Below are 12,757 nucleotides of genomic sequence, written 5' to 3' on the forward strand. Positions count from 1 at the left end.
GGGCATGAACCACACCACGCGTATCGCTGCGGCCCTCGCCGTGGCCGCGGCAGCCCTGCCCACCGGCTATGGCGCGGCCCAGACCGGCGGCCGCACGCTCGCCCCCGGACCGCAGCGGGTCACCGTGGCCGCGCCCGCCGACGAGCACGACCCGGAGGAGGACGTCGAGCTGGACGAGCGCGGCCGCCCCTGTCACGGAGGACTGAGCCGGGCCGCCGGGAGGCGGTGACGGCCGGGCACTCCCCGCACGGGGTGCCCGGCCGCCGTCGGAGTCCGTCGTCCCTCAGTCCTCCCCGCCCCGGCCGCCGGCGGCGACGAGGGCCTCCACCACGTCCACGGCGCTGCCGTCGTGGTCGCTGCCGGCGGTGCCGCTGCCGTTCTGCACATTGGCCGCGCGATCGACTTCGAGCCAGGAGTCGGCATGGGAGTTGTCGATCACGGTGATCAGGCTGTCGGACGCGACGACGGGTGCGGCACCGGCCCCGAGGAGCGCGGCGGCGGCCGTCGTGGCCATGCCGAGCCGGGACACGGCACGGTTCACACGCCCACGCCCTCGGGAGTGAGCCGCTCGGGGGCGATGTTGCGCTCCAGCAGGCTGGTGGACGCCTGCACGCCCACCCCGCTCGCGGGGTCCACCTCGGGCAGCCGGCCGTCGGCCTCCTTCAGGCCGGTGAGCGCGGTGTCCATGGCCTCGTGCGCGGCGAACAGGCAGGGGGTGCTGTAGATGGCGACGTCCACGCCGAGGCCGGACAGCTCGCCGAGGGAGAGCCGGGGCGACTTGCCGCCGGCGATCTGGTTGAACAGCAGCGGCTTGTCCCCGACGACCTCCCGGATCCGCTTGATCCACTCGACGCTGCGCACCCCGTCGACCAGCACCACGTCGGCGTCGGTGGCCGCCAGCCGTTCGGCGCGGTGCAGGATGTCGTGCTCGTCGGTGGCGTCCGTGCGGGCGACGACGACCAGGTCCTTGCGGGTCTCCAGGACCTTGTTCAGCTTCTCCAGGTACTCGTCCAGCGGCAGCACCTGCTTGCCGTCGGCGTGACCGCAGCGGCGGGGCCGCTTCTGGTCCTCCAGGATCACGCCGGAGGCGCCGATGCGCTCCAGTCCCTCCACGACGTGACAGGCGACCTCCGGGTCGACGTACCCGTCGTCGATGTCGACCAGCAGATGGTGGTGGGGGAACGCGCCCCGCAGCCGCTGCACGAAGGCCACCATGTCCGGCCAGGCGATGAATCCGATGTCCGGCAGCCCGTAGTACGAGGCCGCGAAGCCGAAGCCCGAGACGAACATCCCGTCGTAGTGCTTGGCCGCGATCGACGCCGAGTACATGTCGTACACGCCGATCAGCGGTGTGGTCCCGGGCCCGGCGATGCGTGCGCGCAGCTTCTTACCGTAAGTCAAGGTCCGGCTCCTTCTGTGGGAGGTGACGCGGGCGGGGACGGACCGCGCGTCCCGACGCCCTTTGCCAAGACAAGAGCATCTCTAGATAGACACGTGACCATCCCTGTACGCGACCTTTAGTCACCCCAACGGAGGAACGGGTTCACCGCAGAAACGTCACTCGGCGCGGCCCGCCGCCCATGTGAGCCCGCCGTTCAGGTGCGCCAGGAAGTCCGGGTCGCGGTACGCGCCGGGGGCGTGCCCGAGGGCCGTGTAGAACACCCGTCCGCCCGCCGGGCCGCGCTCACGGCACCAGGCCAGCGGATGGTTCGCGCCCATCCCGCCGCCGTCGTACGACGTCTCGTCGGCGCGCAGCAGCACCCGGGCCCGGCCGCCCGGGGCGCGGTCGAAGTCGTACCACTCGTCGGTGAACTCCCACACGGCCGGCAGCCGCCGGGTGGCGGGATGGCCGGGGTCGGCGACGAGGACCCGGCCCGGCTGGTAGGCGGGGTGGCGGGTGAAGCGGGCGCCGAGGAGCCGGCCGTAGTACGGCCACCCGTACTCGGTGCAGGCCGCCGCGTGCACCCCGGCGAACGCGCCGCCCGACCGCGTGTACTGCGCCAGCCGCTCGCGTCCGGCCGGTGTCAGCACCTCTCCGCTGGTGGACAGGAAGACCACGGCCGCGAACCCGTCCAGCGGGCGCTCCAGGTCCGCGGGGTCCTCGGTGTGCTCCACGGCGAACCGGCCGAGCGCCCGGACGGCGGCCACGGCGTCCGGGAGGGAGTCGTGGCGGTAGTCGGCGGTGCGGGTGTACAGGAGCAGCCGGGCGGGCGCACCCGGGGCCCCCGGTCCGGCCGACTCCGTCCCGGCACCACCGGGCTCCGTTCCGGCACCGCCGGCCGCTCCGCCGGCCGCTCCGGTGCCCGGCCCGGTCAACCGCCCTCCCCCACGCTGTTGTCGGGCGCTCCGTCGCCGTACGGCGGGAGGTCGCCGCGCTCCACCGGGGCCGTCGCCGTGCGGGGCGGCGGCAGGAGACCGGCCAGTTCCGTGGGTGCGGGACGGTGGACGGCGTCCGCGGCCCGCCGCAGCACGCCGGGTGCGGTCTTCTCGCCGCTGATGCGGACCACGTGCCCCTTCGCCGGCGCCAGGCAGACATACCCCTCCGGGCAGTCGGCGGCGCTGCCCCGCTCCGCGTAGAGGTGCAGGACGGCGCCGTTCCGAGCCCAGTACGAGAGGGAGAAGCCGTCGTCGCCGTTGACCCCGAGGGACTGCTGCGCGGGCGTGAAGCCCGGTACGTCGGTGACGTACACGAGTTCCGGCGCGATGCCCAAGGCCCGCAGCCGCTCGTCCAGTTCGGCCTGTCCGGGCGCGGCGGACGCCGATGCCCGGGCGCCCCCGGCCGCCGCCTTCCCGGTCCCGGCACCGGTCCCGGTCGTCCGGGTGCCTGCACCGGCCGTCACGTCGCCCGGGTCCGCCTTCTCGGTCCCGCACGCCGTGAGCAGCGCGGGCAGGAGCAGGAGCAGCGGCAGGGCGCGTGCGGCACGGATCATGTCCCCCATGGTGCCGCACAGGCGTTCCCCCGGGCGGGCCGATCCCGTAACGTCCGGCCGATGAACGCCGTTCCGCCGCTGCTGGACCATCTCGTCCTCGCCACACCGGACTTGGCCGCGGCGGTCGCCGGCTTCGCCCGGCGGACCGGGATCACCCCCGCGCCCGGCGGGGCGCACCCCGGGCTGGGCACGCGGAACCATCTGGTGGGCCTGGGCGGCCGGAGCTATCTGGAGATCATCGGCCCTGATCCGGAGCAGCCGGAGCCCATCGGACCGCGCCCCTTCGGCGTCGACCGGCCGACCGGGCCCGCCGTGCTCACGTGGGCGATCAGCCCGCCCGATCTGGACGCGGCGCTGGCCGCGGTCCGGGCGCGCGGCCACGACCCGGGTCCGGTACGGCTCATGAGCCGTCGCACGCCGGACGGCACCGTGCTGCGGTGGCGGCTGACCGGCGCCGGCCCCGGGGAAGCCCCGGATCCCGTGCCGTTCCTCATCGACTGGGGCGACTCCCTCCATCCGGCCTCCTCGGGGCTGCCGGTCGCCCCGCTGCTGGCGGTGTCGGCCTCGGCGCCCGACCCGGAGGCGGTGCGTGACCGGCTGGCCGCACTGGGCACCTCGCTGCGGCTCACCGCGGGGCCGGCCGCGCTCTCCTTCACCGTGGACACCCCGAACGGACCGGTCACCTTCGGCTGACCGCCCGGCGAGAACCGTTGTCCCCTGTGCGGGCTACGGCGGGAGCCCCTGTCCCCTCCACGGGCTACACGCAATCGCCCACCGCGCGGTGACGATCCGGGCCCGCCGAACCCCTAGCGTTCGAAGCGTCCCCGAGCCACGGAACGTGTGGCCCGTTCGCCGACCGATGTCCGCGCGCCACCGTCATGGTCGGCCGCGTCGTCCGTGGGGACCGGACCGTTCATGCGACACCGAGGGATAGGGGGCGGAACATGTCCGCATCGCTCAAGGCCCAGCTCGCTCTGGTGGCCGGGAAGCTGCTGCTGCGGGCCGGGGATCTGGCGACCGCGCAGTGTGAGGCGACCGCCGGGATCGGCTCGTATAGCGTGGTCCCGGCGCCGGAGGTCCGGCAGTCCGTGCACCGCGATGTCGTCCGCGTGACCGCCGCCCTTCGAGGCGAGGAACACCCCGGCGACGAGGTGGCGCGGGACGAGCGGGAGACCGGACGGCGCCGGGCGCTGCAGGGCGTTCCCGTCGCCGACGTCCTGGCCGCCTACCGCCACGGCATCGCCCTGCTACGTGACGAGTTCCTCCGGATCGCCCGGGACCAGGGCGTCTCCACCGACGCCATGCTGCTCGGCGTCGAGCGGATCTGGCGGCTCGGCGACCACTACGGCGACGAGCTGCTCGCCGGTCACCGGGAAGCCGGGCTGGACCTCACCCGTCGTGCGGAGCGGCAGCGGACGGCCCTGCTCGCCCATGTGCTGGAGGGCACGATGACGACCGAGCAGATGGTCGCGGCGGGGGCCGGATTCGGGCTCGCCGCAGACCGTCGGTACTGGGTGCTGCGGGCCCGGTCGGCGAGTACCGACCCCTTAGCGCTCACCCGCATGCTGGAACGTGCGGCCGGTCCGCGGCACACGGTCCTGGCCGGCGCCTACGGCGGTGACGCCGCAACCGTATTGTCCCGCCCCGTCACCGGCGAGCTGGCCGACGACGTCACGGCCGGGCTGGCCGGCCCGGCCGGCCTGTCGCAGTTGCACGACGGATTCGCCGAGGCCACGCGGCTGCTCGAGGCGGCGACCCGGTTCGGCCACCGCGGGATCGTGGACCGCCGGCGCATGGCGCTGCGGCTGCCCGTGGTGAACGACCCGGAGCTGGGGAAGCACCTGCACGCCCGGTACATCGCACCGGTGGAGGCGGAGAGCGCCATCGGCGACACCCTGCTCACCAGCGTCGAAGCCTATCTGTCCCGGCGACGGTCGATCCCCGAGGCCGCCGCCGCGCTGTCCATCCACGTCAACACGCTCCGCTACCGCTTGGACCGCTTCGCCGCGCTGACCCGGGCAGACCTCCAGAACACGGAGACCACGTTCGAAATCTGGTGGGCCCTGCAATACCGCAGAATGTGCGCATCTCCGCTGTGAGACGGTGGACCGGACCGCATTGGGCGCGGAAAGCCTCATTGTTTTTGGCTGCTACTCGCCGTCACATACAATGAGGCCGTGTTCCACGGACGGCTCAGAGAATGCGGATCGCCTCTATCTTCACCCCACCAGGGTAATTCGGCCAGAACATGGCGGTGTTCTTGCCGATCGCCTCGGAAGGCTGCCACCGCTGGTCCCCGAACCACTGGACACGGTTGTTCCCGGTCCAGATCTTGGTGACGTACATGCCCTGCGCGTACTGGTCCCAGAGCCAGAAGTCGCCGGCGTTGGCGAAACACGCGTGCACCTGATCGCCGGAAATGGCGTAGTGGAAATCGACGGCCACGAACTCGTTGTTGTTGCACGTCACGTTATCGATCGCATAGGCCGAGCCGCTGGTCGTCCCGACCGCCATGCCGACGGCGGCCAGGGCGACCACTGCGAGTTTCTTGAGCTTTCCAGCCAACTGGACCCTCCACAGGAGAAGTGCTGATGTGCCGAAACCGAATCCGGCGACGCGTGCCGGCCGGAAAAACGTAACAATCGGCCCGAGAAGCGGGCAACGTACGGCGGTACAACATCAGCGGAGGCCGAATGGGAGATCCCTATAAAGCGCGGCCGGCGCACCGTTCGACGGTGGTGCGGCGCAGACGGCCGCGGATCGCGCGGGACGAACCGGTCCGCCGCGCCCTCACCGCTACGGACGCGTCGGGCCCTGGTCGAAGCCGCCGCCACCGCCCGGGTTCTCCCCGTTGGCCTTGTGGTGCGTCTGGGGCGGGTTCTTGGCGTGGGCGCGGAGCCGGGCCGAGACGTCCTCGGGCGGCAGGAAGCGGGACCAGCGCTCGGGGAACTCGGAGGGCATGTCGGGGTCGTCGGGGTCGATGTCGCGGGCCGCCGCCGCGCGGGCGACGTACTCGGCGACCTGCGCCTCCCGCATCCGCTCGTTGGCCTCGCGCGCGGCGGCCGTGGCGGCGGCCGGCCAGACCCGGTCGATGGCCGCGTTCACGGCCGCGCCCACCAGTACGGCGAAGGCGGACACACCGATCCACAACAGGACGGCGACGGCGGCGGCCAGTGAGCCGTAGATCGTGGCGCCCTCGATGGTGTACGTGAGGTAGATGCGCAGCAGGAAGCTGCCCAGGACCCACATCGCGAGGGCGACCAGGGCACCGGGCACGTCCTCGATCCACGGGGAGCGGACCGGCACCGACACGTGGTACAGGGTCGTCAGGAAGACGATGGACAGGACGATCACGACCGGCCAGTACAGCACCTGGACGACCGTCTCGGACCAGGGCACGATCCGGACCACCGCGTCCGGTCCGGCCACCATCAGCGGCAGCGCCACCGAGCCGACCAGCAGCGCCACGATGAACAGCAGGAACGCCATGATCCGGGTCTTGACGATGCCCCGGACGCCGTCGAGGCCGTACATCACGGTGATGGTGTCGATGAAGACGTTCACCGCGCGCGAGCCCGACCACAGGGCGAACAGGAAGCCTATGGAGATGACGTCCGGCCGGCCGCCCTTCAGCACGTCGTCCAGGATCGGTTCGGCGATCTCCTTGACGCCCTTGTCGGACAGCACCGTGCGGGAGGCGTCCAGGAGGTTGGTCTCCAGGCTGTGGATGGTGTCGGCGCCGGTCCAGGCGTCGACGTAGCCGAGCAGCCCGATCAGGCTCAGCAGCAGCGGCGGCACGGACAGCAGCGTGAAGAACGCCGCCTCGGCCGCCAGGCCCAGGATGCGGTACTCCATGCAGGAGTTGACGGTGTCCTTGAGCAACAGCCAGGCGGTCCTGCGCTTGGAGACGTTCCGGTAGAGGGCTCTGGCCCGGTGGAGCCGGCCGGCCGGGCGCTCGGGGGTTTCACTTGCTGGCTGCACGAGCCAAAGGTATCCGCAGCACGGGACCGCCCTCACCTTCCGGGGCCCGCAACCGGTTCCTCCGGGGCCGCGGAGCCGGTCCCGGTGCGCGGCGGGGCCCGGCCGTGCCCCGCCGGAGGCCATCACCGCGGCCTTCCCGGGTAGGTTGCCCACCATGGCAGGCACCTCCACGCACACCGTGACCAACCAGCCTCCCCCGCTGGTCGGCTACGACGTCTTCACCGCCGACCGCGCCCTCGCCGAGGCCGTCGGCCGGTACACCGTCCCGGACGTCCGGGACGAGGTGCGCGCGGAGCTGTCCGCGCTCGGCCGGGCCGCCGGCTCGGCGCAGCTACGGCAGTGGGCGGTGCAGGCGGACGAGCAGCCGCCCCTGCTGCGCGGCCACGACCGGTACGGCCACCGCATCGACGAGGTGGAGTTCCACCCGGCCTGGCACCGGCTGCTCGGCAAGGGTGTCTCGGCCGGGCTGACCGGCGCCTGGACGCGGCCGGCCGGGCACGTGCGCCGCGCGGCCGGGTTCCTGGTGTGGACGCAGGTCGAGGCGGGCACCTGCGGTCCGCTGTCGACGACACACGCCGCCGTGCCCGCGCTGCGCGCCGACCCGGAGCTGGCCGCCGAGTGGGAGCCACGGCTGGCGTCCACGGTGTACGACCCGGAGCTGCGGCCCGCCGGGCGGAAACCCGGCGCGCTGTTCGGGACGGGTGTGACGGAGAAGCAGGGCGGCAGCGACACGAGCGCCGGCACGACCGAGGCGCGGCCGCTCGCCGAGGCCGGGACGTACCTGCTCACCGGGCACAAGTGGTTCTGTTCGGCGCCCATGTCCGACGGGTTCCTGGTGCTCGCGCGGGCGCCGGGCGGGCTCACCTGCTTCCTGGTCCCCCGGGTCCTGCCGGACGGCAGCCGCAACGTCTTCCTGATCCAGCGGCTGAAGGACAAGCTGGGCAACCGCGCGAACGCCACCGCCGAGGTCGAGTTCGACGGCACCTGGGCGCGCCGGGTCGGCGAGGAGGGGCGCGGTGTGCACGCGCTCGCCGGGATGTCGGCGGCGATCCGGCTGGACTGCGCGCTCGGCTCGGCGGGGCTGATGCGGCAGGCCGTGGCCCAGGCGGTGCACCACTGCGCGCACCGGGAGGCGTTCGGCGGGAAGCTGATCGACAAGCCGCTGATGCGCAACGTCCTCGCCGACCTCGCGCTGGAGTCGGAGGCGGCGACGGCGCTCGCGCTGCGGCTGGCCGCGGCCTGCGACGACGGCGGCGAACAGGAGCGCGCGTTCCTGCGGCTCGCGGTGCCGGCCGCCAAGTTCTGGATCACCAAGCGGTGTGCGCCCGTGGTCGTGGAGGCCGCCGAGTGCCTGGGCGGCAACGGGTACGTCGAGGAGTCCGGGCTGCCCCGGCTGGTGCGGGAGTCGCCGCTGAACTCCCTGGGGGAGGGCGCCGGGAACGTGCAGGCGCTGGACATGCTCGGGGCGCTGCGCCGGGAGCCGGGCGCGCTGGACGCCTGTCTGACCGAGATCGGCCGGGCGCACGGCGCCGATCACCGTCTGGACCGGGCGGTGAAGGACCTGTTCACCGAACTCGCCGATCTGGAGGGCGTCGAGGGCCGGGCCCGGCGGCTGGCGGAGCGGCTGGCGCTGGTGCTCCAGGGATCGCTCCTGGTACGGCACGCGCCGGCGGAGGTGGCCGACGCGTTCTGCGCCTCCCGCCTCGGCGGCGACCACGGCGCGTCCTTCGGCACCCTGCCGACGGGCCTGGATCTTGAAGCGGTGGTACGACGGGCACGGCCGGCGGAGTTCGACTGAGGGATACGCCTGACGGCATCCGGTTGCCGGGACTGTCCTGACAGCGTTCGGCTGAGGAGGTTTGTGCAGGGCGCGGCCGGCCGCACTCGCCCGGGGGCGCCGCCGGTCCCGCCGGCGGCAGGGGGTGGTGCCGCGCCGACACGGCACCACCCCCACCGCCTGGGCCCGTTGAGCCCCGCGGACGCGCAACGCGTCGGGTCAAGTCTCGGCCGACTCGCCGCGCTTCACCAGGGTTGCAAGGGGTTGCAACTTATGCGGGCACGTGTGCGGAGTCTGTGCTTCCGCCGGGCCCGGACCGGCAGTATGAGTGCACAGTCGGACCGGAAACCGCCGCCCGGACGGCTGTACACGTGTGTTCGACACCCATTTCCGGGAGGACAGCAGTGGGGAACCCGCCGATGGATGTGGCGCGTCTGGCCGCCCTGGACGCGGCACAGGCGGCGCGGCTGCTGAGCGAGGTGCGCGAGGCCGCGCTCGCCGGACGGCGTGCGCGGATCGCGCCCCGGCCGGTGATCGAGCAGTCCTGGGGACGGGTGCTGCGCAGTGGCGTCGACCCGGAACGCGACCACCGGTCCGGGCTGCTGTCCTGCGACGAGGTGCGGCGCCGGCGGGAGGAGTCTGCGCTGCGGCACGTCCTGCCGGTGCTCCGGGAAGGTCTCCTGCCGGTCGCGGACGCCGTGCAGCACATCATGGTCGTGGCGGACGCCGACGGGCGGGTGCTGTGGCGGGAGGGCGCCTCCGCGGTGCTGCGCCGGGCCGACGGACTCGGGTTCGAACCCGGCGCGGACTGGCGCGAGGACGTCGTGGGCACCAACGGCGTGGGCACCCCGGCGGTGGTCCGGCGGCCCGTGCAGGTCTTCGCCGGGGAGCACTTCGTCCGCTCGCAGACGTCCTGGACCTGTACCGGCGCGCCGATCACCGACCCCCGGGACGGCCGGCTGCTCGGCGTGGTGGACGTCAGCGGTCCGCTGGAGACGATGCACCCGGCCACGCTGGCCTGGGTGGACTCGGTGGCCAAGCTGGCCGAGGCCCGGCTGCGGGACCTGCACCTGGCCTCGCTGGAGCGGCTGCGGGCGGTGGCGGCACCGGTGCTGGCCCGGCTGGCCGGGCGCGCCGTGGTGGTGGACCGGGACGGCTGGACGGCGGCGGTGACCGGGATGCCGTACGTGCGGCGCGTGACGCTGCCCAAGTCGCTGGCACCGGGCCACCTGCGGCTGGCCCCGCTCGGCTCGTGCGCGGCGGAGCCGCTGGCCGGAGGCTGGCTGCTGCGGGCGCAGGAGCGGCCGCTCGCCCGGGTCGCGCGCCGCGTCGTGCTGGACCTGGCCCGGCCGGACCGCGCCGCGGTGGCGGTCACGGACGCGACGGGTCACTGGTCGCGGGAGCTGAGTCCGCGCCACGCCGAACTGCTGTTCCTGCTCGCGGAGCACCGCGCCGGGTACGGGGCGGCGGGGCTGGCCGAGGATCTGTTCGGTGATGCATCCCGGACGGTGACCGTCCGCGCGGAGATGTCGAGAATACGGCGGTACCTCGGGGAACTCCTCCAGCATCGGCCGTATCGTTTCTGCGACGACGTGGAAGTGGAAGTTTCTCTTCCGGATGACCCATGTGCCCTGCTCCCCCAGTCGACGGCACCGACGGTGACGCAGAAACGGAATGCCGTCCACGAGGCACGGATCGCCGCGCTGGAGACCGTGGACGCGCCGCACCCCGGATGAGCGCCCGGACCTCCGGTCCCGCCGCTGTCCGTACCGATTCCTCTCCGACCGCGCCATCCCGCCCCTGTCCGGCCCGTTCCTGCCGTAGCATCCCGTACGGGCCTCCCCACCTGCTCCTCGCGTCAACGTACGGACCATGAGGCGCAGTTGGCCCGCCGTCTGGAGGAGAGATGAAGCATCGCGGCAGACACCGCCGGCGCAGACGGAGCGCGGCCCTGCGGGCCGTCCTGGCCGGGACCGCGCTGGCACTCACCGCCGCCGCCACCCTGATCAGCGCCTCCCAGGCCCAGGTCACCGAGGACTCCGGCGCGCTCAAGCCACTGACCTCCCCGGCCGACACCGCGCGGTTCCGGCTCCAGGAGCACATGGTGCCCGCCCGCGAGCTGGACCGGCTCGCCGCCGGGATGGGCCGCCCGGTCGGCGTGGACGCCGTCCTCGCCGGCGCCGACCGCACCCTGCGCACGGCGGACGACTGCTCCGCCGACGACCGCGCGTCCCTGCCCCTCTCCCCGGCCGCCGCCCGCGCCTACTGCTGGGACCCGGCCGACACCGCCGGCGGCTGGCGGCCGGCCTCGGTGACCGTCTCCGGGGACGACGGCGCCCGGGGCGCCCACCGGGTCGTGCTGGCCGGCTGGACCCACGGCACGGGCACCGGCCGGCCCGGCGAGCGGGGCCTCGCCCGGGTGGCCTTCGTCGACGCGCACGATCCCGCGCACCTCGCCTACCGCTCGGTGCTGCTGGTGGTGCCGGTGGCCGGCGGCCGGGACTACCGGGGCCTGGTCTCCGATGTCTCCGGCATGGTCCGGTACCGGGACAAGCTGCTGGTGACCACCACGGCCGGCGCGGCCGACGCGCTCTACGTCTACGACCTGCGCCGCATCCAGCGCACCACGGTGGACGCGCCCGCGATCGGCCGGGTGCCCGGCGGCTGGTCCGCCGACGGCCACCGCTTCGTACTGCCCGCGGTCGGCTCCTACCGCTTCACCGGCGGGCACTGCGCCCCGGCCGGGCCGCCCTGCCCCGGCGCGCTGGCCCTGGACCGCGGCACGGCACCCGGCAGCCTGGTGGCCGCGGAGCGGACCGAGCCGGGCAGCGACCGGGCCGCACGGCTGTGGCGGTACGCGCTGACCGCCGGCCCGGCGCGGCCCGGACCGCTCGCCACGGACGCCCGGGGACGGGCGGACGCGGTGGAGGCGTACCGGACCCGGGCGTCCGGCATCCGGGGCGTGCTGTCGTACCGGAAGGCCGGGGCGGACCGGCCGTCCTGGTATGTGGGACGGCTGCCCGATCCGCAGGACGGACACGGCGGGCTGTGGCGGCAGGACACCGGGCGGGGCCGAGCGGCCCACTGCGGCGCCGACGCCTCGGACCACTGCTGGGCCCGGGGCGCGGGCTCGCTCTCCTACTCCCCGGAGACGGGAGAGGTGTGGTCCCTGTCGGACAGCATGCTGTTCACCGTTCCCCTGCCGGCCCTCGACCGTGCCGTGGACTGACCGGCACCGCCGTCCCTCCGCCTACCCCGAGGAGCCCACTCCCCCGAACCGACCCATCGGGCCCGGGGGCGGACCCGGCACCCCACTGCCGTCCCCCGCCCCCCCCAGCCTCCGCCCCCGATCGACAGAGCGGGCGAAGGGATGATTGCCTGGCGCGCATGAGCAGCGTCCCTGTCACCACCTGGTCCCTGGAGCAGACCTCCCCGGCCGATCTCCTGCCCGCCGCCGCCCCCGACGGCGATGTCCGGATCGTCCGCGCCGAGGTGCCCTCGCCCGAGTTCAGCCGGTTCCTGTACACCGCGGTCGGCGGTGACATCCACTGGACCGACCGGCTCGACTGGAGCCACGCCCGCTGGCGGGAGTTCCTCCAACGGCCCGGCGTCGAGACCTGGGTGGCCTACGACCGGGGCACCCCGGCCGGTTACATCGAGCTGGACCCGCAGGACGACGGCGCGGTGGAGATCGCCTACTTCGGACTGGTCCACGCCTTCCGCGGCCGGCGCATCGGCGGCCACCTGCTGGCGTACGGCACGGCCCGCGCCTGGGACCTGGCCGAGCGGTGGCCGGGGCGGACGCCGACCAAGCGGGTGTGGGTGCACACGTGCAGCAAGGACGGCGAGCACGCGATGGACAATTACCTGCGGCGCGGCTTCAAGCTGTTCGACACCAAGGTGGCACCGGAACCGGACCTGCCCACTCCCGGGCCGTGGCCCGGGGCATACCCCGCCTGACCTGCCAGGACAAGGAGCCGGACGGCGCATGTGAGCGACGACACCCCTGTCTCGCATTCCGGGACAAGGATGTCCGGATGATGGATAAAGCTGGACTGTGTCCAGAGCC

Annotated in this window: 13 protein-coding genes; 7 read left to right on the forward strand and 6 right to left on the reverse strand. The window is 73.8% G+C overall.

Features of this window, described 5'->3' with window-relative positions:
* Positions 1-4 precede the first annotated feature (4 nt).
* On the forward strand, positions 5-229 hold the full coding sequence (locus ACH4OA_RS12895; RefSeq protein ID WP_397968945.1) for a hypothetical protein: 225 nt from the start codon (positions 5-7) through the stop codon (positions 227-229).
* 54 nt (positions 230-283) lie between these two features.
* On the opposite strand, the gene ACH4OA_RS12900 is transcribed toward ACH4OA_RS12895, so the two are convergent.
* The 4 genes from ACH4OA_RS12900 to ACH4OA_RS12915 form a co-directional block, all read right to left on the reverse strand.
* A complete protein-coding gene (locus ACH4OA_RS12900) occupies positions 284-541 on the reverse strand; it encodes a hypothetical protein (protein WP_365871877.1) in 258 nt (85 codons plus the stop codon).
* Positions 538-1,401 carry an isocitrate lyase/PEP mutase family protein gene (locus tag ACH4OA_RS12905; protein WP_365871875.1) on the reverse strand — a complete coding sequence of 288 codons (864 nt, stop codon included), beginning with the start codon at positions 1,399-1,401 and terminating at the stop codon, positions 538-540. The genes ACH4OA_RS12900 and ACH4OA_RS12905 overlap by 4 nt, the downstream gene beginning before the upstream one ends.
* Positions 1,402-1,557: 156 nt before the next feature.
* A complete protein-coding gene (locus tag ACH4OA_RS12910; protein ID WP_397969040.1) occupies positions 1,558-2,202 on the reverse strand; it encodes a ThuA domain-containing protein in 645 nt (214 codons plus the stop codon).
* A gap of 110 nt (positions 2,203-2,312) precedes the next feature.
* Positions 2,313-2,930 carry a membrane lipoprotein gene (locus ACH4OA_RS12915; protein ID WP_397968946.1) on the reverse strand — a complete coding sequence of 206 codons (618 nt, stop codon included), beginning with the start codon at positions 2,928-2,930 and terminating at the stop codon, positions 2,313-2,315.
* 60 nt (positions 2,931-2,990) lie between these two features.
* Between ACH4OA_RS12915 and ACH4OA_RS12920 the strand changes: the two genes are divergently transcribed.
* Both ACH4OA_RS12920 and ACH4OA_RS12925 read left to right on the forward strand, forming a co-directional pair.
* Positions 2,991-3,623 (forward strand): VOC family protein, encoded by a 633-nt coding sequence (locus ACH4OA_RS12920; RefSeq protein ID WP_397968948.1) that lies wholly within the window; start codon positions 2,991-2,993, stop codon positions 3,621-3,623.
* A gap of 251 nt (positions 3,624-3,874) precedes the next feature.
* Entirely contained in the window at positions 3,875-5,029 is a 1,155-nt protein-coding gene (locus ACH4OA_RS12925) for a PucR family transcriptional regulator (protein WP_397968950.1), read from the forward strand.
* A gap of 94 nt (positions 5,030-5,123) precedes the next feature.
* On the opposite strand, the gene ACH4OA_RS12930 is transcribed toward ACH4OA_RS12925, so the two are convergent.
* Together ACH4OA_RS12930 and ACH4OA_RS12935 are read right to left on the reverse strand one after the other, a co-directional pair.
* Complete coding sequence (locus ACH4OA_RS12930) at positions 5,124-5,495, reverse strand: hypothetical protein (protein WP_397947990.1); 372 nt, start codon at positions 5,493-5,495, stop codon at positions 5,124-5,126.
* A gap of 231 nt (positions 5,496-5,726) precedes the next feature.
* Positions 5,727-6,911, reverse strand: a complete 1,185-nt coding sequence (locus tag ACH4OA_RS12935) for a YihY/virulence factor BrkB family protein (protein ID WP_365871865.1) — start codon at positions 6,909-6,911, stop codon at positions 5,727-5,729.
* Between the two features lie 154 nt (positions 6,912-7,065).
* Between ACH4OA_RS12935 and ACH4OA_RS12940 the strand changes: the two genes are divergently transcribed.
* The 4 genes from ACH4OA_RS12940 to ACH4OA_RS12955 all read left to right on the forward strand — a co-directional run bounded on the left by ACH4OA_RS12940 (position 7,066) and on the right by ACH4OA_RS12955 (position 12,648).
* Positions 7,066-8,709, forward strand: coding sequence for an acyl-CoA dehydrogenase family protein (locus ACH4OA_RS12940; RefSeq protein WP_397968952.1), 1,644 nt, complete (start codon positions 7,066-7,068; stop codon positions 8,707-8,709).
* Positions 8,710-9,107: 398 nt separating this feature from the next.
* Positions 9,108-10,424 carry a GAF domain-containing protein gene (locus ACH4OA_RS12945; protein WP_397968953.1) on the forward strand — a complete coding sequence of 439 codons (1,317 nt, stop codon included), beginning with the start codon at positions 9,108-9,110 and terminating at the stop codon, positions 10,422-10,424.
* Positions 10,425-10,594: 170 nt separating this feature from the next.
* Positions 10,595-11,917, forward strand: coding sequence for a hypothetical protein (locus ACH4OA_RS12950; protein ID WP_397968955.1), 1,323 nt, complete (start codon positions 10,595-10,597; stop codon positions 11,915-11,917).
* Between the two features lie 158 nt (positions 11,918-12,075).
* Positions 12,076-12,648: a GNAT family N-acetyltransferase gene (locus tag ACH4OA_RS12955; RefSeq protein WP_397968956.1), complete on the forward strand. Its 573-nt coding sequence runs from the start codon at positions 12,076-12,078 to the stop codon at positions 12,646-12,648.
* Positions 12,649-12,757 lie beyond the last annotated feature (109 nt).

This window comes from Streptomyces sp. NPDC017095 (assembly GCF_044332325.1).
Taxonomy (GTDB): domain Bacteria; phylum Actinomycetota; class Actinomycetes; order Streptomycetales; family Streptomycetaceae; genus Streptomyces.